The 18,240-nt window shown below is 61.9% G+C and carries 17 protein-coding genes; 14 read left to right on the forward strand and 3 right to left on the reverse strand.

Going from position 1 to position 18,240, the window contains the following annotated elements; translation table 11 throughout:
* Positions 1–502 precede the first annotated feature (502 nt).
* Positions 503–3,349 carry an RNA polymerase-associated protein RapA gene (gene rapA, locus KI235_RS06945; protein WP_212795605.1) on the reverse strand — a complete coding sequence of 949 codons (2,847 nt, stop codon included), beginning with the start codon at positions 3,347–3,349 and terminating at the stop codon, positions 503–505.
* A 229-nt stretch (positions 3,350–3,578) separates the two neighbouring features.
* Between rapA and KI235_RS06950 the strand changes: the two genes are divergently transcribed.
* The 3 genes from KI235_RS06950 to ccoM all read left to right on the forward strand — a co-directional run bounded on the left by KI235_RS06950 (position 3,579) and on the right by ccoM (position 4,437).
* Positions 3,579–3,920: a hypothetical protein gene (locus KI235_RS06950; protein WP_003198629.1), complete on the forward strand. Its 342-nt coding sequence runs from the start codon at positions 3,579–3,581 to the stop codon at positions 3,918–3,920.
* Between the two features lie 94 nt (positions 3,921–4,014).
* The gene (locus KI235_RS06955; protein WP_003198631.1) at positions 4,015–4,176 is read left to right on the forward strand and encodes a hypothetical protein; all 162 of its coding nucleotides are present in this window, start codon (positions 4,015–4,017) and stop codon (positions 4,174–4,176) included.
* A gap of 144 nt (positions 4,177–4,320) precedes the next feature.
* Positions 4,321–4,437 (forward strand): cytochrome c oxidase subunit CcoM, encoded by a 117-nt coding sequence (gene ccoM / locus KI235_RS30605; RefSeq protein WP_014336959.1) that lies wholly within the window; start codon positions 4,321–4,323, stop codon positions 4,435–4,437.
* A gap of 254 nt (positions 4,438–4,691) precedes the next feature.
* Here ccoM and KI235_RS06960 read toward each other — a convergent pair whose 3' ends face one another.
* Both KI235_RS06960 and KI235_RS06965 read right to left on the reverse strand, forming a co-directional pair.
* Positions 4,692–6,167: an inorganic phosphate transporter gene (locus KI235_RS06960; protein WP_003198633.1), complete on the reverse strand. Its 1,476-nt coding sequence runs from the start codon at positions 6,165–6,167 to the stop codon at positions 4,692–4,694.
* A gap of 366 nt (positions 6,168–6,533) precedes the next feature.
* Positions 6,534–6,734 carry a hypothetical protein gene (locus KI235_RS06965; RefSeq protein WP_003198635.1) on the reverse strand — a complete coding sequence of 67 codons (201 nt, stop codon included), beginning with the start codon at positions 6,732–6,734 and terminating at the stop codon, positions 6,534–6,536.
* A gap of 578 nt (positions 6,735–7,312) precedes the next feature.
* Between KI235_RS06965 and pcaR the strand changes: the two genes are divergently transcribed.
* The 11 genes from pcaR to pcaC all read left to right on the forward strand — a co-directional run bounded on the left by pcaR (position 7,313) and on the right by pcaC (position 18,155).
* Complete coding sequence (gene pcaR, locus KI235_RS06970) at positions 7,313–8,155, forward strand: pca regulon transcriptional regulator PcaR (protein ID WP_003184507.1); 843 nt, start codon at positions 7,313–7,315, stop codon at positions 8,153–8,155.
* Positions 8,156–8,295: 140 nt separating this feature from the next.
* Positions 8,296–9,642, forward strand: a complete 1,347-nt coding sequence (locus KI235_RS06975; RefSeq protein ID WP_003198637.1) for an MFS transporter — start codon at positions 8,296–8,298, stop codon at positions 9,640–9,642.
* A 247-nt stretch (positions 9,643–9,889) separates the two neighbouring features.
* Positions 9,890–10,750: a CoA transferase subunit A gene (locus tag KI235_RS06980; RefSeq protein ID WP_003198638.1), complete on the forward strand. Its 861-nt coding sequence runs from the start codon at positions 9,890–9,892 to the stop codon at positions 10,748–10,750.
* A complete protein-coding gene (locus tag KI235_RS06985) occupies positions 10,747–11,526 on the forward strand; it encodes a CoA-transferase subunit beta (RefSeq protein ID WP_003198639.1) in 780 nt (259 codons plus the stop codon). The genes KI235_RS06980 and KI235_RS06985 overlap by 4 nt, the downstream gene beginning before the upstream one ends.
* On the forward strand, positions 11,523–12,728 hold the full coding sequence (gene pcaF, locus KI235_RS06990) for a 3-oxoadipyl-CoA thiolase (RefSeq protein WP_172681394.1): 1,206 nt from the start codon (positions 11,523–11,525) through the stop codon (positions 12,726–12,728). The genes KI235_RS06985 and pcaF overlap by 4 nt, the downstream gene beginning before the upstream one ends.
* Before the next feature lie 37 nt (positions 12,729–12,765).
* Positions 12,766–13,470 carry a protocatechuate 3,4-dioxygenase subunit beta gene (pcaH, locus tag KI235_RS06995; protein ID WP_003198643.1) on the forward strand — a complete coding sequence of 235 codons (705 nt, stop codon included), beginning with the start codon at positions 12,766–12,768 and terminating at the stop codon, positions 13,468–13,470.
* Position 13,471: 1 nt separating this feature from the next.
* A complete protein-coding gene (gene pcaG, locus KI235_RS07000; RefSeq protein WP_013692452.1) occupies positions 13,472–14,038 on the forward strand; it encodes a protocatechuate 3,4-dioxygenase subunit alpha in 567 nt (188 codons plus the stop codon).
* A gap of 196 nt (positions 14,039–14,234) precedes the next feature.
* The gene (locus KI235_RS07005) at positions 14,235–15,530 is read left to right on the forward strand and encodes an MFS family transporter (protein ID WP_003198647.1); all 1,296 of its coding nucleotides are present in this window, start codon (positions 14,235–14,237) and stop codon (positions 15,528–15,530) included.
* A gap of 44 nt (positions 15,531–15,574) precedes the next feature.
* Positions 15,575–16,939, forward strand: a complete 1,365-nt coding sequence (locus KI235_RS07010) for a 3-carboxy-cis,cis-muconate cycloisomerase (RefSeq protein ID WP_013692453.1) — start codon at positions 15,575–15,577, stop codon at positions 16,937–16,939.
* 12 nt (positions 16,940–16,951) lie between these two features.
* Positions 16,952–17,752 carry a 3-oxoadipate enol-lactonase gene (gene pcaD / locus KI235_RS07015; RefSeq protein WP_013692454.1) on the forward strand — a complete coding sequence of 267 codons (801 nt, stop codon included), beginning with the start codon at positions 16,952–16,954 and terminating at the stop codon, positions 17,750–17,752.
* A gap of 10 nt (positions 17,753–17,762) precedes the next feature.
* Complete coding sequence (gene pcaC, locus KI235_RS07020) at positions 17,763–18,155, forward strand: 4-carboxymuconolactone decarboxylase (RefSeq protein ID WP_003198653.1); 393 nt, start codon at positions 17,763–17,765, stop codon at positions 18,153–18,155.
* Positions 18,156–18,240: the final 85 nt, after the last annotated feature.

Genomic DNA, 18,240 nt, shown 5'->3' on the forward strand with positions numbered 1-18,240 from the left:
GACTCACATGAACTCTGTGACCTCTGAAGATCAAATGTGGGAGCGAGCTTGCTCGCGATGGTGGTGGTTCAGTCACATGGATGTTGAGCTGACTGGCCTCATCGCGAGCAAGCTCGCTCCCACAGGAGAAATGCGGTCCTATCAAGAACCAGGTCGGCTACTAGGCCGCCTCGCGGTGGACGTTGATCTCAGCGCCCCGTTAACCACGCTGGCCGAACGCAGGCATTGCGCAGTGGGCATCCCGGCATGGATGCCGGGATAGCCGCGCTGGGCCATGGATGGCCCTTCGCGGCGGGCCCACGGAGCAATGCCGGAGTGAGGGCATGCCGAGCCTAGGCGAGGCACCAAGTGGTGGGGCTGAAGCGCTTTTGGTTACTTTTGGCGCTCTTCCAAAAGTGACCCGCTGTAAGAGCGGAACCGCCAGCCGCCGTTACCGCAGCAACGGATATACACCCGATAAAACCACCACAGCGGGGACCCATATCGGGCCCCCCCGTCAATCTCAGCCCGCCACCAAAACCCGAATCGCCTCCAAACGCAACGCCGCCTTCTCAAGCATCGCCAGGCCTTGCTCGCGCTGTTGGCGCAGGGCTACCAGTTCGCTGTCGCGCACGGTCGGGTTGACCGCTTGCAGGGCGGTCAGGCGGGCCAGTTCCTCGTCGGTATCGGCGGCCAGGCGACGTTGGGCCTCGGCCACGCGTTCGGCGTGACGCGGGGCGATCTTTTCTTCGCCGGCATTGATCCGTGGCGTGAGCTGGTCGCGCTGGGCCTGGATGAACTTGTTGGCGCTGGCACGGGGCACGCTTTCGAGCTGGTCGTTCAAGGTTTCGAACGAGACCCGGGCGGCGAGGTCGTTGCCGTTGGTGTCCAGCAGGCAGCGCAGGGCGGCCGGCGGCAGGTAGCGGCCCAGTTGCAGCGAGCGTGGGGCCACTACTTCACTGACGTAGAGCAGCTCCAGCAACACGGTGCCGGGCTTGAGGGCCTTGTTCTTGATCAGCGCCACGGCGGTGTTGCCCATGGAACCGGACAGCACCAGGTCCATGCCGCCTTGCACCATCGGGTGCTCCCAGGTGATGAACTGCATGTCTTCGCGCGACAGCGCCTGGTTGCGGTCGTAGGTGATGGTCACGCCTTCGTCGTCGCCCAGCGGGAAGCTGGCGTCGAGCATTTTTTCGCTCGGCTTGAGGATCAGCGCGTTTTCCGAATGATCCTCGCTGTCGATACCAAAGGCGTCGAACAGGGTTTCCATGTAGATCGGCAGGGCGAACTGGTCGTCCTGCTCGAGAATGGCTTCCACCAGCGCATCGCCTTCACCAGCGCCGCCAGAGTTGAGCTCCAGCAAACGGTCGCGACCGGTGTGCAGCTCGGCCTCCAGGCGCTCGCGTTCGGTGCGGGCTTCGTCGATCAGCGCTTGCCACTGGCCATCGTCGGCTTCTTCCAGCAATGGCAGCAGGCGCGGGCCGAACTGATGCTGCAAGGCGTTGCCAGTCGGGCAGGTGTTGAGGAAGGCATTCAGGGCTTCGTGATACCACTGGAACAGCCGCGCTTGCGGGCTGGTTTCCAGGTACGGCGCATGCAGCTCGATGGTGTGCTTCTGGCCGATCCGGTCCAGACGACCGATGCGTTGCTCGAGCAAGTCCGGGTGCGCCGGCAGATCGAATAGCACCAGGTGATGGGCGAACTGGAAGTTGCGGCCCTCGCTGCCGATTTCCGAACAGATCAGCACCTGGGCACCGAACTCTTCGTCGGCGAAATAGGCCGCCGCGCGGTCGCGCTCCAGGATATTCATGCCTTCGTGGAACACCGTGGCCGGGATGCCGGAACGTACGCGCAAGGCGTCTTCCAGGTCCATGGCGGTTTCGGCGTGGGCACAGATCACCAGTACTTTGGTGCGCTTGAGCATCTTCAGGGTGTCGATCAGCCACTCCACCCGCGGGTCGAAACGCCACCAGCGTTCTTCTTCACTGGCGTCCGGCTGGGCCTGGAAGCTGACTTCCGGGTACAGCTCGGGGTGATCGCCCAGGGGCAGCTCGAGGTACTCGTCCGGGCACGGCAGCGGGTAGGCGTGCAGCTTGCGCTCGGGGAAGCCTTGCACCGCTGCGCGGGTGTTGCGAAACAGCACGCGGCCGGTGCCGTGGCGGTCCAGCAGTTCACGCACCAGGCGAGCACTGGCTTCGACATCGCCATCACTGACCGCGGTCAGCAACGCTTCGCCTTCATTGCCCAGGAAGCCTTGGATGGTCTTGTGGGCCTCAGGCGAAAGACGGCCTTTGTCCAACAGCTCCTGCACGGCTTCGGCCACCGGGCGATAGTTTTCGCTCTCGGCGCGGAAGGCCTTGAGGTCGTGGAAGCGATTTGGGTCCAACAGGCGCAGGCGAGCAAAGTGGCTGTCCTGGCCCAGTTGTTCCGGGGTTGCGGTCAGCAGCAGCACGCCCGGGATTGTCTCGGCGAGTTGTTCGACCAGCGCGTACTGCGGGCTGACCTGATCTTCGTGCCACACCAGGTGATGAGCCTCGTCGACCACCATCAGGTCCCAGCCGGCGGCGAACAGCGCGTCCTGGGCCTTCTCGTCGTCCACCAGCCACTCCAGCGCCACCAGGGCCAGTTGAGTGTCTTCGAACGGGTTGCTGGCATCGCTTTCGATGAAGCGTTCTTCGTCGAACAGCGCGACCTGCAGGTTGAAGCGCCGGCGCATTTCCACCAGCCATTGGTGCTGGAGGTTTTCCGGCACCAGGATCAGGACGCGGTTGGCGCGGCCGGACAGCAGTTGACGGTGGATGACCAGGCCGGCCTCGATGGTCTTGCCCAGGCCCACTTCGTCCGCCAGCAATACCCGCGGCGCAATGCGGTCGGCCACTTCACGGGCAATGTGCAATTGGTGGGCGATAGGCTGGGCACGAACGCCGCCCAGGCCCCAAAGCGAAGACTGTAACTGGCGGCTGGTGTGTTCCAGGGTGTGGTAGCGCAGGGAGAACCAGGCCAACGGGTCGATCTGGCCGGCGAACAGACGGTCGCTCGCCAGGCGGAACTGGATAAAGTTCGACAGTTGGGTTTCCGGCAGGGTGACGACTTCGTTCTGCCCGTTGAGGCCGTGATAGACCAGCAACCCGTCGACGTCATCGACTTCGCGCACGGTCATTTTCCAGCCTTCGAAGTGAGTGATCACATCGCCCGGCGAAAACCGTACACGGGTGAGCGGCGCATTCCGTAGCGCGTACTGGCGAGTGTCGCCAGTGGCCGGATAGAGCACGGTCAACAAGCGGCCGTCCTGTGCCAGAACGGTGCCTAAACCCAGCTCGGCTTCGCTGTCACTGATCCAGCGTTGCCCCGGTTGATACTGCTGCGCCATGCTGCCTGACTCCCGCCTTGAAAAAGCCGGTTATCTTAACGGAAGGATCCCTCAGACCAAAGGATTTACGTACGCTGATTAGTTACTGACGGCACGGAACTCAAGCTTGCCCAGCGATCAAACAAGCTCGGCCCTGGGGATCGCTGCAATGCCAACTGGGTCACAAGTTTCAGACCGGCGGTTCAAGCTGCCACTTTCCCAGCCGACAACCTGAAGACAGGAGACCTTTATGTTGCCACCCATGCTCCCTTTGAGCGCCGTACCCATCACCGCTCAACAGGATCCGGTTCGCCAGCGACCGGACATACCGCCCGTGGTCCCGGTGCAGCCAAGCTCCAACGAAAGCACCATCGACCTGCAAAACCGCGACCCGGAAGAGGCCGCGCTGCTGTTGCGCGAGGAACAGCGTCGCCGGCAGGAGCGCGACAAACGCCACCGCGAGGCCAATGAAGACCCTGAAGAACATCTGGCCGTACCGGGGACCGAACTCAACGCCGACAACACCGTGCCGGTGGTGCCGCTGATAGACGAAGAGTCGCGCCAGGGCTTGTGGGTCGATATCCAGATCTGATCCAGGTGTTTGCCGACGTACGCAGGCTGGTCAACTCCGCCAACAGCCCGCATCATGGGCGCATCCGCAATTCACTGCACGATGCCCACACGCCATGAGCCAAGACGACAAGCTGATCGACCTCAGTGCCGAGCGCGCCAAGCGCGTTCACGACCTCAACGAAAAACGCCTCAATGAAGTCCGCCAGGCTTTCGAGCAGGCCATGCCGTTGGGCAAGCCCAAGAAAAAGTCGAAAAACAAACCGAAAAAGCGCTGAACCCCCTCGATCCATTGATGCAGATCAGTTATTTCCCCACCTTTTCGCCCCGTTGCGGGCGTTATTGACCCCGGTCAATTTTCATCCAGGCCTGATTGGTTAACTTGAACCCATCGCAACAGGGGCAAGACCAGGAGGCCAGTCATGTTTTTCGATAATGTGGTGTTTGCCGGGGTGTTGACGGTCGGCCTCATGGTCGTGTTTTTCGCAGGCTTTGGATTATTCATCTGGAAAGACGCGCACAAGCGGAAAAAACCGTAGGTCTTTCCGGCTATAACGAGCACGCAAGGCATTTTGGGCGACTTCGGTCGCCCTTTTTTTTGTTCGTGATTCTCCAGCCAGATACCCAATCAACTGTGGGAGCGAGCTTGCTCGCGATAGCGGTATGTCTGTAGATACATGTGTTGACTGACCCACCGCCATCGTGAGCAAGCCCGCTCCCACAGGTGTCTGGCGTCAGGGCATAAAAAAAGGTGCGAACCGCAAGGATCGCACCTTTTTTTGAGTCGCTGGAATCAGCTACCCAGAGCCTTGGACGCCAGCCAGAACAGCCCGGCCGACAGCGCCACCGTGGCTGGCAGGGTCAGCACCCAGGCCAGCAGGATGTTGCGCACGGTGCCACCTTGCAGGCCGCTCTTGTTCGCGACCATGGTACCGGCCACGCCCGAGGACAGTACGTGGGTGGTGGAAACCGGCAGGCTGAAGATGTTCGCCATGCCGATCATGCACGCGGTGGTGATCTGCGCCGACATGCCCTGGGCGTAGGTCATGCCTTGCTTGCCGATCTTCTCGCCGATGGTCAGTACCACACGCTTCCAGCCGACCATGGTGCCCAGGCCCAGTGCCAGGGCGACCGCCAGGATCACCCAGAACGGGGCGTACTCGGTGGTGCCGGTCAGGTCCTTGCGCAGCTTGTTCAGGTCGTCTTTCTCACGGGCGGCCAGGCCTGGCAGCTTGCCGACCTTCTTCGCCGTGTCGTCCAGGCAGAGCAGGTAGCGACGCACTTCGATACGGCTTTCCGACGGCAGCGAATGGTAGTCGGCGACGCCCTTGAGGGTGTTGAGCAGGGCATCGATGGTGGGTTCGGTCTGCTGCGGGTTGCACCGGAATTTTTCCGGCAGATCGCCTTCCACGCTCTTGCCCAGTGCCAGGAATTCACCCAGGGATTCGCTGTTGCGCTGGTAGAACTGGCTCAGGTGCAGGGTCGCGTCGCGGGTCCGCTCGATCTGATACGTGGTGCTGCTCAGGTCGAGTACGAACTGCGAAGGCACGATACCGATCAGCACCAGCATGATCAGGCCGATGCCTTTCTGGCCATCGTTGGAGCCGTGGACAAAGCTGACGGCCATGGCCGAGATCACCAGTACCAGGCGGTTCCAGAACGGCGGGTGCTTCTTGTCGTCGATCTGGCGGCGCTGTTCCGGTGTCTTGTGCATCTTCGACAGCGGACGCCACCATTTCAGGCCGATCAGCACCAGGGCAGCGATCAGGAAGCCGGCCATGGGCGAGAACACCAGGGAGGCGCCGATATCGATCGCCTTCTGCCAGTTCACTCCGTCGGCCAACGGGATATCGTTGATCAACGCGTTGGCCAGGCCCACGCCGAGGATCGAGCCGATCAACGTGTGGGAACTGGACGCCGGGATACCGAAGTACCAGGTGCCCAGGTTCCAGGTAATGGCCGCTGCGAGCAGCGAAAACACCATGGCCAGTCCATGTCCGGTGTTCACATTGATCAGCAGCTCTACGGGCAGCAAGTGAACGATGGCGTACGCCACCCCCACACCGCCCAGCAGCACACCGAGGAAATTGAACACACCGGAAAAGAACACCGCCAGATGAGGCGGCATGGCTTTGGTGTAGATAACAGTGGCAACCGCGTTAGCGGTGTCATGAAAGCCGTTGATGAACTCGAAGGCGAGGACAAAAGCCAGGGCGAGCAAGAGGCTCACAAGCACCCAAGCATCCAGTCCGCTGAATAAATCGATCATGAAGGTTTTCTGACCCGGTCATAAGGGGGCGCGATTATGCCAGAAAACCATGGCAATCGATGCATTGCCTGCTCGTCGGCAACATTCTTCAACGAAATAATTTGCAGGAATGCCTCTGGCGCGAGGTTTTCCGTGGGGCGCGTAACCCTTTGATTCAGGGGCGCAAAGCGTCCCGGAACCTGATCGCCGCCCGCTGTAGAGCACTTCGAGCGGTTGTATGAAATATCTGAAAAGATGGTCGGCCATGAGCCTTCCCCGGCCGTCGGACGGGAGCGGATGGCGGCCCGCTCATGGCGGGCGTGCGCTGTGGTTTCCGGCCTGGGTGGTGGCCGGAGACCTCCTCACAAGAACATCAGGCCCCGAGCGTCACTGCTCTTCGGCTTTGAGTTCTTTTTCCATTTTCTGGAGTTCCTGGGTGAAGGCCTGGTCCTGAACGGTGGCGCGCTTACGCCAGGGTTTGCGTTCCGGTTCAGGCTGCGCGGCGTAGGTGGTGATTTCCCCGCCGTAAACTTCCTTGTAACGTTGTTCCTGGCGCTCAAGTTCAGCGCGCAGTTCGTCTTTCGTCACAGTTGTACCTAATTAATTGAAATTGAATCTGGTGATACGCACTGCATGTAGACATGCAGACGGCCACGGCACCAGAGCTGACAGCTGACGTAGCATCAGGGCTTCGTGTTGTTGCCAATACAGGGGAAGCGACCCTAAAGGTGCTTCGGGCGCCAGGGTATTAACCAAGGTGCCTGCGTACGGGAGCGGTCGATTGGCCGTACCGTCGCTGAATTGCATTATAGCGGTCCAGCTGAATAACACTATCGGGAAATATTTAAAGGGGCCTGTTGTTGTGTGAAACGATGTTTGTATGTGCAAACTTGTGTCAATCAGGTTTCAGAAGATGCTTGCTAGTGCCGATGTCCTGATGCCATTCAAGGCGACAAGTTCAATATCGCCCACGCCCTCACGTCAAATCGCTTGTTGCTCTCGCTCAACTTGTTATCGAGCGTTCGACGGCTGGCGAACTCATGACACCGGGCAGGATTGCGATTATCGGTTGCCGGTTCGATAATCGAACGCTGTTGGCGGTCCGACCCTTGTCTGTCCGTCGGACAGCCGCTTGTAATAGCCGTCATTCCCGGGGAAGACCAGACATGAACGACCAATTGCGCAATGCTTTCACTTCAGTCGCGCCACCGATCGTCGCCTCGCCGGCCAAGCGGATCCAGGCCCTGACTGGCGATCCTGATTTCATGACGTCCCTGGCCCGCGGATTGGCCGTGGTCCAGGCCTTCCAGGAACGCAAGCGGCACCTGACCATCGCCCAGATCAGCCATCGCACGGAAATCCCTCGCGCCGCCGTCAGACGTTGCCTGCATACCTTGATCAAGCTTGGCTACGCCACCACGGACGGGCGCACTTATTCGCTGCTGCCCAAAGTGCTGACCCTGGGGCACGCCTATCTGTCCTCGACACCCCTGGCCGTTTCTGCCCAGCCGTACCTGGACCGCATGAGCGAGCAACTGCACGAAGCCTGCAACATGGCGACGCTCGAAGGCGACGACATCCTCTATATCGCTCGATCAGCCACCACCCAGCGCCTGATTTCGGTCGATCTGTCGGTCGGCGGGCGTCTGCCAGCCTATTGCACTTCGATGGGCAGGATTCTCCTGGCGGCCCTGGATGATGCTTCGTTGCGCGACTACCTGGACCATGCCGACCTGCAAGCCAAGACCAGCCGCACCTTGCACACCCCCGAGGCGTTGCTTGAATGCCTGCAGCAGGTGCGGCAGCAGGGCTGGTGCATCGTCGACCAGGAACTGGAACAGGGCCTGCGTTCGATTGCCGTGCCGGTGTATGACGCTTCCGGTCAAGTGGTGGCCGCGCTCAACGTCAGTACCCATGCCGGGCGGGTCAGCCGCAATGAGCTGGAACAGCGTTTCCTGCCAGGCCTGCTGGGGGCCAGCCGCGACTTGAGCGCGCAGCTGTTCACTTAAGTTGTTCGATAAACGCACACAGTCGGCGGCGATGAATTGACGGTATTTGCCTGCCCTCATTAATGTCGCGCAGCGTCATCCGGCGTGTTTCGCCGGTCCCTGATCGTTCGCCTGCGTTTATCGCGTGGAATAAAAATAAAATGAATCAGCCCCAGACCTCCGTAGGCAACTGCCTCGATGTGCAGTCCTTCATCAATGCCCAACCCATTTCGCGCTACCAGTGGCGGGTGGTTATTCTTTGTTTCCTGATTGTTTTCCTCGACGGCCTCGATACAGCGGCCATGGGCTTCATCGCCCCGGCGCTGTCCCAGGACTGGGGTATCGATCGCGCCAGCCTTGGCCCGGTGATGAGCGCCGCGCTGATCGGCATGGTGTTTGGCGCATTGGGTTCAGGGCCGCTGGCTGATCGCTTCGGACGAAAAGTCGTACTGGTGGGCGCGGTCCTGCTGTTCGGCGCGTTCAGCCTGGCGTCGGCCTACAGCACCAACGTCGATCAATTGCTGGTACTGCGTTTCCTGACCGGTCTGGGATTGGGCGCCGGGATGCCGAACGCCACCACCTTGCTCTCGGAATACACCCCGGAACGCAAGAAATCCCTGTTGGTGACCAGCATGTTCTGCGGCTTCAACCTGGGCATGGCCGGCGGCGGGTTCATCTCCGCCAAGCTGATACCGGCGTTCGGTTGGCACAGCCTGCTGCTGATTGGCGGGATCCTGCCGTTGATCCTGGCGGTCGTGTTGCTGTTCTGGCTGCCAGAGTCGGCGCGTTATCTGGTGGTGCGCAATCGCGGCACCGACAAGGTGCGCAAGACCCTGGCGCCGATCGAACCGAACACGGTGGCCCAAGCGGCGAGTTTCAGTGTGCCGGAACAGAAAACCGTGAAAGCCCGCAATGTGCTGGCGGTGATCTTCTCTGGCACCTACAGCGCTGGCACCTTGCTGCTGTGGCTGACCTATTTCATGGGCCTGGTGATCGTCTACCTGTTGACCAGTTGGCTGCCGACCCTGATGCGCGACAGCGGCGCGAGCATGGAGCAGGCAGCGTTTATCGGTGCGCTGTTCCAATTCGGCGGCGTGTTGAGCGCCGTCGGGGTGGGTTGGGCGATGGATCGGTTCAATCCGCACAAGGTCATCGGCATTTTCTACCTGATGGCCGGGTTGTTTGCCTACGCAGTGGGGCAGAGCCTGGGCAACATCACTTTGCTCGCCACCCTGGTGCTGGTAGCCGGCATGTGCGTCAACGGTGCGCAATCGGCGATGCCTTCCCTGGCCGCGCGTTTCTACCCGACCCAGGGTAGGGCCACCGGTGTCTCGTGGATGCTGGGCATCGGTCGTTTCGGCGCGATCCTCGGCGCCTGGATGGGCGCGACCCTGTTGGGCCTGGGCTGGAACTTCGAACAAGTCCTGACCGCCCTGGTGATCCCGGCGGCCCTGGCGACCACGGCGGTGGTGATCAAGGGCATGGTCAGCCATGCGGATGCGACCTGAGCCCACGACATAACCCCTGTGGAAGACAAATCTGAGGGCATGCAGGCTCCCACAGGGTCTGCTTCCACAGGGGCTCCGTGTGCTTGGCGAATATAGATAGCCAAACAACAATCTGTTCGATAAACGAACACTCAGTCGATTATCGGATTGTTTGGCTTTTCCCCCAGGCTTAATCTTCAGTCACTCCGGCGCTTAACCTCGCGCCTTTTTCTTCATGTCGGTCTACTGGAACACGGGAGCCTGCCCCATGGCTGAAATCCTTTCGCTGCACGACGCGGTGAAGCAATTCGTCAACGACGGCGATACCGTCGCGCTCGAAGGCTTCACTCACCTGATCCCTACGGCGGCGGGTCATGAAATCATTCGCCAGGGAAAGAAAGACCTGACCCTGGTGCGCATGACACCTGACCTGATCTATGACCAGTTGATCGGCGCCGGTTGTGCTCGCAAGTTGATTTTCTCCTGGGGCGGCAACCCTGGCGTCGGGTCGTTGCACCGCTTGCGCGATGCCGTGGAGAAGCAGTGGCCACACCCGCTGGAGATCGAGGAACACAGCCACGCCGACCTGGCCAACGCCTACGTCGCCGGCGCCTCTGGCCTGCCGTTCGCGGTGCTGCGGGCCTACGCCGGTTCCGACCTGCCGAAGGTCAACCCACTGATCAAGAGCGTGACCTGTCCCTTCACCGGTGAAGTATTGGCCGCTGTACCTTCGGTGCGCCCGGACATCACGGTGATCCACGCCCAGAAAGCCGACCGCAAGGGCAACGTGCTGCTGTGGGGCATTCTCGGCGTGCAGAAAGAAGCGGCCCTGGCCGCCAAGCGTTGCATCGTCACCGTGGAAGAAATCGTCGACGACCTGAACGCGCCGATGAACGCTTGCGTACTGCCGACCTGGGCATTGAGCGCCGTGTGCCTCGTGCCGGGTGGTGCCCATCCGTCCTACGCCCACGGCTACACCGAGCGTGACAACCGTTTCTACCAGGCGTGGGATCCGATCGCCCGGGACCGTGAGACCTTTACCGCATGGATCAACGAATACATCCATGGCACTAAAGACTTCAGTGAATTCCAGGCCAGACTGGCAGCCGCTTCGCAGGTGAAACCATGACTTACTCCACCAACGAAATGATGACCGTCGCCGCGGCGCGTCGCTTGAAGAACAATGCCGTGTGCTTCGTTGGCATCGGCCTGCCGTCGAAAGCGGCCAACCTGGCGCGGCTGACGTCGTCGCCGGACGTCGTGCTGATCTACGAATCCGGCCCGATCGGTGCCAAGCCCAGCGTACTGCCGCTGTCCATCGGCGACGGTGAGCTGGCGGAAACCGCCGATACCGTCGTACCGACCGGTGAGATTTTTCGCTACTGGCTGCAGGGCGGGCGCATTGACGTCGGTTTCCTCGGCGCAGCCCAGGTCGACCGTTTCGGCAACATCAACACCACGGTGGTGGGCGACTACCATCAGCCGAAAGTCCGCCTGCCGGGTGCCGGTGGCGCACCGGAAATCGCCGGTTCGGCCAAGAGCGTGTTGATCATCCTCAAGCAGTCGGCTCGCTCGTTTGTCGACAAGCTGGATTTCATCACTTCGGTCGGCCATGGTGAAGGCGGCGATTCGCGCAAACGTCTGGGCCTGCCCGGCGCCGGTCCCGTGGGCATCATCACCGACCTGTGCATCATGGAACCGGAAGCCGACACCCATGAGTTCGTGGTCACTGCGCTGCACCCCGGCGTGACCCGCGAGCAAGTCATTGCGGCCACCGGGTGGGCGATCCGTTTCGCCGACCAGGTGCAAACCACCGCCGAGCCGACCGAGCTGGAGCTGAGCGCACTGCGCGACCTGGAAGCTCGTACTGCGGCGGCCCACGGTCAGACACCGGGAGAAGCCTGATGCGCGACGTTTATATCTGTGATGCGATTCGAACCCCCATCGGTCGGTTTGGCGGCGGTTTGTCCGCCGTGCGCGCCGACGACCTGGCGGCCGTGCCGATCAAGGCGCTGATGGAGCGCAACCCATCGGTGGACTGGAGCGCAGTGGACGAAGTGTTTCTCGGCTGCGCCAACCAGGCCGGCGAAGACAACCGCAACGTGGCGCGCATGGCGCTGTTGCTGGCGGGCCTGCCGGAAAGCATTCCCGGCGTGACCCTCAACCGCCTTTGCGCCTCGGGCATGGACGCCATCGGTACGGCGTTCCGTGCCATCGCCAGTGGTGAGATGGAGCTGGCCATCGCCGGTGGGGTGGAGTCAATGTCCCGTGCGCCGTTTGTGATGGGCAAGGCCGACGCGGCGTTTTCCCGCAACATGAAGCTGGAAGACACGACCATCGGCTGGCGTTTCATCAACCCATTGATGAAAGCCCAGTACGGTGTGGACGCGATGCCGCAGACCGCTGATAACGTGGCTGATGACTACGCCGTGTCCCGCGCCGACCAGGACGCTTTCGCCTTGCGCAGCCAACAGCGCACGGCAGCGGCCCAGGCGGCAGGTTTTTTCGCCGAAGAAATCGTTCCGGTGCGTATCACCCACAAGAAAGGTGAAACCGTGGTCGAGCAGGATGAGCATCCTCGCGCCGATACCACGCTGGAAACCTTGAGCAAACTCAAACCGGTCAATGGTCCCGACAAAACCGTCACTGCCGGCAACGCCTCGGGTGTCAACGATGGCGCGGCTGCACTGATCCTGGCGTCGGCCGAAGCGGTAAAAAAACACGGCCTGACGCCGCGCGGCAAAGTGCTGGGCATGGCCAGTGCCGGCGTGGCGCCGCGGGTGATGGGCGTCGGGCCGGTGCCGGCGGTGCGCAAGCTCATTGAGCGCCTGGGCCTGGCGGTTGCGGATTTCGATGTGATCGAACTCAACGAAGCTTTTGCCAGCCAGGGCCTGGCGGTGTTGCGCGATTTGGGGCTGGCGGACGATGCGCCCCAGGTCAACCCGAACGGCGGAGCCATCGCCCTCGGCCATCCCCTGGGCATGAGCGGGGCGCGCTTGGTGATGACGGCGCTGCACCACTTGGAAAAGACCGGCGGCAAGAAAGGCTTGGCGACCATGTGCGTCGGCGTCGGCCAAGGGCTGGCGCTGGCGATCGAACGCGTCTGACGCGTCGTTCTACTAATAAGAATCCGAGGAACGCTGCATGACTGACAAGCCTGGTTATCGTCGCCCCCAAGCGGGCACCCAGCCGGAGTATCTGCACCCGCCGTACCAGTCCACCAACCTGCGCTCGCCGTCCAAGCCGTTGGTGTTCCTGCCTCATTCGCTGTCGGAAATTACCGGCCCGACTGTCGGTGCCGACCGCGTGCAAGAGAAGGACCACGACCTGACCGCCCAGCATGCCGGCGAGCCGCTGGGGGAGCGGATCATCATTCACGGGCGCGTGCTGGACGAGCATGGCCAGCCGGTGCCGGGCATCCTGGTGGAGATCTGGCAGGCCAACGCCGCCGGTCGCTACAACCATGACCGCGACAACCATGACGCGCCACTGGACCCGAATTTCACCGGCACCGGTCGCACCGTCACCGACGCCGACGGTTGGTATCAGTTCCAGACCATCAAGCCTGGCGCCTATCCGTGGGGCAACCATCACAATGCCTGGCGCCCGGCGCACATCCATTTCTCACTGTTCGGGCCGAGCATTCTGACGCGCCTGGTGACGCAGATGTATTTTCCGGGCGACCCGTTGCTGGAATACGACCCGATCTACAACTGCGTGCCGGACACCCGCGCCAAGGAACGCTTGATCGCCAGTTTCGACCTGGAAAAAACCGTCCCTCACTACGCCCTCGGTTACCGCTGGGACATCGTCTTGCGCGGCCGCGATGCCACGCCGATGGAGAAATAAGATGACGCTCACCGCCACCACGTCCCACACCGTTGGCCCTTACTACCACATCGGCCTGACCTGGCTGAACCGCGAAGACCTGACCGTCGCACAAACCCTCGGTCAGCGCGTGGCGATCACCGGGCAGGTGGTCGACGGCAATGGCCAGTTCGTCAACGACGCGATGCTGGAAGTCTGGCAGGCCAACGCTGCCGGTAAATACGCCCACCCGGAAGACGACCAGGACAAACCCCTGGACCCGCACTTCGAAGGCTTTGGCCGGGTGCCGGTGGATGCCGAAGGGCGCTTCCGATTCACCACCATCAAGCCGGGCACTGTGCCAGGGTTGAACGGTACGACCCAGGCACCGCATCTGGTGGTGCTGGTGTTCGCTCGCGGGCTGGTCAAGCATTTGCTGACGCGTATCTATTTCGACGGCGAACAGGCCAACGAAACCGACCCGCTGCTGGCCTGCGTACCCGAGGAGCGTCGCGCCACGATCGTGAGCAAGCCCGATGCGTCGGGTGTGTATCAATGGAACGTGATCCTGCAGGGCACGGATGCCGAGACGGTGTTCTTCGATTACTGAGTGAGTCAACACTGGCGCCATCGCGGGCAAGCCTTGCTCCCACAGGGGTACACGACATGCGATGGGCAATGGCAACAACCTCTGTGGGAGCAAGGCTTGCCCGCGATAGCGTCAGTCCAGGCAATGCAATACTGTGGAACGGGACTGTTACTAAGTGTGTCTAGACTTTGTTAAGTCCCCAACGAGCGAGTAACCCATGACCACCCCAACCAGCCACTACACCGGTGAAGAACGCAGCAAGCGCATCTTCGCCATCGTCGGTGCCTCATCCGGCAACCTGGTCGAATGGTTCGACTTCTACGTCTACGCGTTCTGCGCGATTTATTTCGCGCCGGCGTTCTTCCCCTCGGACAACCCTACGGTGCAACTGGTCAACACGGCCGGTGTGTTCGCCGCCGGTTTCCTGATGCGGCCTATCGGCGGCTGGATTTTCGGCCGGGTGGCGGATCGTCACGGGCGCAAGAACTCGATGATGATCTCGGTGCTGATGATGTGCTTCGGCTCGTTGCTCATCGCCTGCCTGCCCACTTACAAGGACATCGGCGTCTGGGCGCCGCTGTTGCTGTTGTTCGCGCGTTTGCTGCAGGGCCTGTCGGTGGGTGGCGAATACGGCACCACCGCCACCTACATGAGCGAAGTCGCCCTCAAGGGCCAACGCGGCTTTTTCGCCTCGTTCCAGTACGTGACGCTGATCGGCGGGCAATTGCTGGCGGTGTCGCTGGTGGTGATCCTGCAACAGTTCCTCAGCGAAGACGAGCTGCGTGCCTATGGCTGGCGGATTCCATTCGTGGTGGGCGCCGTGGCTGCGTTGATTTCCCTGTTCCTGCGGCGCTCCCTGAAGGAAACCAGCAGCAAGGAAATGCGCGAGAACAAGGACGCCGGCAGCATTATGGCGTTGTTTCGCAATCACAAGGCCGCCTTCATCACCGTGCTGGGCTACACCGCCGGTGGTTCGCTGATTTTCTACACCTTCACCACTTACATGCAGAAATACCTGGTGAACACCGCCGGCCTGCACGCCAAGACCGCCAGCTACATCATGACCGGTGCGCTGTTCCTCTATATGTGCATGCAGCCGTTGTTCGGCATGCTGGCGGACAAGATTGGCCGGCGTAATTCCATGCTCTGGTTCGGAGCCCTGGGGGCGTTGTGCACGGTGCCGATCCTGCTGACCCTCAAAAGCATCAGCAGCCCGTTCCTGGCGTTTGTCCTGATTACGTTGGCGCTGGCGATTGTCAGTTTCTACACCTCCATCAGTGGCCTGGTGAAAGCGGAAATGTTTCCACCTGAAGTGCGGGCGCTGGGAGTAGGGTTGGCTTACGCGGTGGCCAATGCGATTTTTGGCGGCTCGGCGGAGTACGTTGCCTTGAGCCTGAAGGCCCAGGGCATGGAGAACACTTTTTACTGGTATGTCACGGTGATGATGGTGGTGGCGTTCCTGTTCAGCCTGCGCCTGCCCAAGCAGCCGGCGTATTTGCACCACGACCTTTGACCCAACCGCGCCGGCCGTGAGGCCGGCGCACCCAAGGACTGTTTATGAGCGAACGACCGGGCAATCAGCTGTTCGATGCCTACTTCACGGCTCGCGACATGCGCGAGGTGTTCTGCGATGCGGGGCGGGTCCAGGCCATGCTGGATGTCGAGGCCGCGCTGGCCCGGGCCGAGGCGCGGGTAGGGTTGATCCCCCAGGATGCGGTGGCGCCGATCGAGAACGCCTGCCGTGCCCAGTTGTACGATTTTTCGGCATTGAGCGAAGCGATTGCCAGTGCCGGCAATTCGGCGATCCCGTTGGTCAAGGCATTGGGCAAGCGCATCGCCACCGAGAGCGCCGAGGCCGAGCGCTATGTGCACCTGGGCGCGACCAGCCAGGACGTGATGGACAGCGGGCTGGTGCTGCAACTGCGCCAGGCGTTGGGCTTGATCGAGGCGGAGCTGGCGCAACTGGCCGGCACCCTGGCCCGCCAAGCCGAACGCTACGCCGCCACGCCGCTGGCCGGGCGCACCTGGTTGCAGCATGCGACGCCGGTGACCCTGGGGATGAAAATCGCCGGTTGGCTGGGGGCGATCACCCGCAGTCGCCAACGTTTGAAAGAACTCAAGCCGCGCTTGCTGGTACTGCAATTCGGCGGCGCCTCCGGAACGCTCGCCGCGTTGGGTGAGCAGGCGCTGCCTGTCGCCGAAGCCCTGGCTGCCGAGTTGCAACTGAACCTGCCGGAACAGCCGTGGCACACCCAGCGCGATCGCCTGGTGGAGTTCGGCGCGGTGCTGGGTTTGATCGCCGGTAGCCTGGGCAAGCTGGGCCGCGACATCAGCCTGTTGATGCAGACCGAAGCCGGCGAAGCGTTCGAGCCGTCGGCGCCGGGCAAGGGCGGTTCGTCGACCATGCCGCACAAACGCAACCCGGTGGGCGCGGCAGTGCTGATCGGCGCAGCGACGCGAGTACCTGGCTTGTTGTCGACGCTGTTCAGCGCCATGCCCCAGGAACACGAGCGCAGCCTGGGCCTGTGGCACGCCGAATGGGAAACCCTGCCGGAGATCTGCTGCCTGGTGTCCGGTGCCTTGCAACAGGCGCGGCTGCTGGCCGAAGGGCTGGAAGTGGACGCGGCGCGCATGGCCCGCAACCTGGAACTGACCCAGGGATTGGTGCTGGCCGAAGCGGTGAGCATCGTCCTGGCCCAGCGTGTGGGGCGCGACACGGCGCACCATCTGCTGGAGCAATGTTGCAAGCGCGCCGTGGCCGAGCAACGGCATTTGCGTGATGTGCTGGGGGATGAACCCCAGGTCACTGCGCAGCTATCCGCGACCGAGCTTGATCATCTGCTCAACCCGGCGCACTACCTCGGACAAGCCCAGACCTGGGTCGCCCGGGCCGTGGCCGAACACCTTTTCTTGAACGCCTGAAAGGAGATTGTTGTGGGATTCGTCAAACTCGCCGAGGGCGATCTGAACTATCGTTTTGATGGGCCGCAAGACGCCCCGGTGTTGGTGCTCTCCAATTCCCTGGGCACCGATCTGCACATGTGGGACGAGCAGGTTGCGGCCTTCAGCGAACACTTTCGCGTGCTGCGCTTCGACACGCGCGGACATGGCCAGTCGCTGGTGACCGAAGGCCCCTACAGCATCGAACAACTGGGCCGCGATGTGCTGGCGATGCTTGATCAGTTGAACCTCGACAAGGTGCATTTCTGTGGCTTGTCCATGGGCGGGTTGATCGGCCAGTGGCTGGGGATCAATGCCGGCGAGCGTCTGCACAAACTGGTGGTGTGCAACACCGCGGCCAAGATCGGCGATCCGTCGGGGTGGAACCCGCGCATCGAAACCGTGCTGCGTGACGGCAAGGCGGCGATGGTGGCGTTGCGCGATGCCTCGATTGCCCGTTGGTTTACCCCTGACTTTGCCGAGGCCCAGCCTGCGACGGCAAAAAAAATCACCGACATGCTCGCCGCCACTTCGCCCCAGGGCTATGCGGCCAACTGTGCGGCGGTGCGTGATGCCGATTTCCGCGAGCAGTTGTCGTCGATTCGCGTCCCGTTGCTGGTGATCGCCGGCACCGAAGATGCCGTGACGCCGCCGTCGGGTGGGCACTTCATCCAGGAGCGGGTCCGTGGGGCCGAGTACGCCGAGTTCTACGCCGCGCACCTGTCCAACGTCCAGGCCGGTGCCGCGTTCAGCGCGCGGGTGTTGGATTTCCTGCTCGATTCTGGCCGTGCCTGAGGAGTTTTTTGTGGACGAGAAACAACGTTACGACGAAGGCATGCAAGTACGCCGCGCGGTCCTGGGCGATGCCCACGTCGATCGCAGCCTCAGTGCCCTGACCGAGTTCAACAGCGAATTCCAGGAGATGATCACCCGCCACGCCTGGGGTGATATCTGGACCCGCCCGGGCCTGCCGCGCCACACCCGCAGCCTGATTACCATTGCCATGCTGATCGGCATGAACCGCAACGAAGAACTCAAGCTGCACCTGCGCGCCGCCGCCAACAACGGCGTGAGCCGCAGCGAGATCAAGGAAGTGATCATGCAGAGCGCCATCTACTGCGGCATCCCGGCGGCCAACGCGACCTTCCACCTGGCCGAATCCGTCTGGGATGAACTGGGCGTCGAATCGCGGGTTTGAGAACCACCGCCGATCCCTGTGGGAGTCAATACTGTGGGAGCAAAGCTTGCTCGCGATGCAATGCCACACTCACCAGAAATGCCAC

Source organism: Pseudomonas sp. St386, assembly GCF_018325865.1.
In the GTDB taxonomy this organism is placed as follows: Bacteria; Pseudomonadota; Gammaproteobacteria; order Pseudomonadales; family Pseudomonadaceae; genus Aquipseudomonas; species Aquipseudomonas brassicacearum.

Coding starts and splice junctions, on each gene's coding strand:
- pcaR (WP_003184507.1), top strand. CDS start 7,313: ATGAACGACCAATTGCGCAATGCTTTCACTTCAGTCGCGCCACCGATC.
- KI235_RS06975 (WP_003198637.1), top strand. CDS start 8,296: ATGAATCAGCCCCAGACCTCCGTAGGCAACTGCCTCGATGTGCAGTCC.
- KI235_RS07005 (WP_003198647.1), top strand. CDS start 14,235: ATGACCACCCCAACCAGCCACTACACCGGTGAAGAACGCAGCAAGCGC.
- pcaG (WP_013692452.1), top strand. CDS start 13,472: ATGACGCTCACCGCCACCACGTCCCACACCGTTGGCCCTTACTACCAC.
- rapA (WP_212795605.1), bottom strand. CDS start 3,349: ATGGCGCAGCAGTATCAACCGGGGCAACGCTGGATCAGTGACAGCGAA.
- KI235_RS06960 (WP_003198633.1), bottom strand. CDS start 6,167: ATGATCGATTTATTCAGCGGACTGGATGCTTGGGTGCTTGTGAGCCTC.
- KI235_RS06980 (WP_003198638.1), top strand. CDS start 9,890: ATGGCTGAAATCCTTTCGCTGCACGACGCGGTGAAGCAATTCGTCAAC.
- ccoM (WP_014336959.1), top strand. CDS start 4,321: ATGTTTTTCGATAATGTGGTGTTTGCCGGGGTGTTGACGGTCGGCCTC.
- KI235_RS07010 (WP_013692453.1), top strand. CDS start 15,575: ATGAGCGAACGACCGGGCAATCAGCTGTTCGATGCCTACTTCACGGCT.
- KI235_RS06955 (WP_003198631.1), top strand. CDS start 4,015: ATGAGCCAAGACGACAAGCTGATCGACCTCAGTGCCGAGCGCGCCAAG.
- KI235_RS06985 (WP_003198639.1), top strand. CDS start 10,747: ATGACTTACTCCACCAACGAAATGATGACCGTCGCCGCGGCGCGTCGC.
- pcaH (WP_003198643.1), top strand. CDS start 12,766: ATGACTGACAAGCCTGGTTATCGTCGCCCCCAAGCGGGCACCCAGCCG.
- KI235_RS06950 (WP_003198629.1), top strand. CDS start 3,579: ATGTTGCCACCCATGCTCCCTTTGAGCGCCGTACCCATCACCGCTCAA.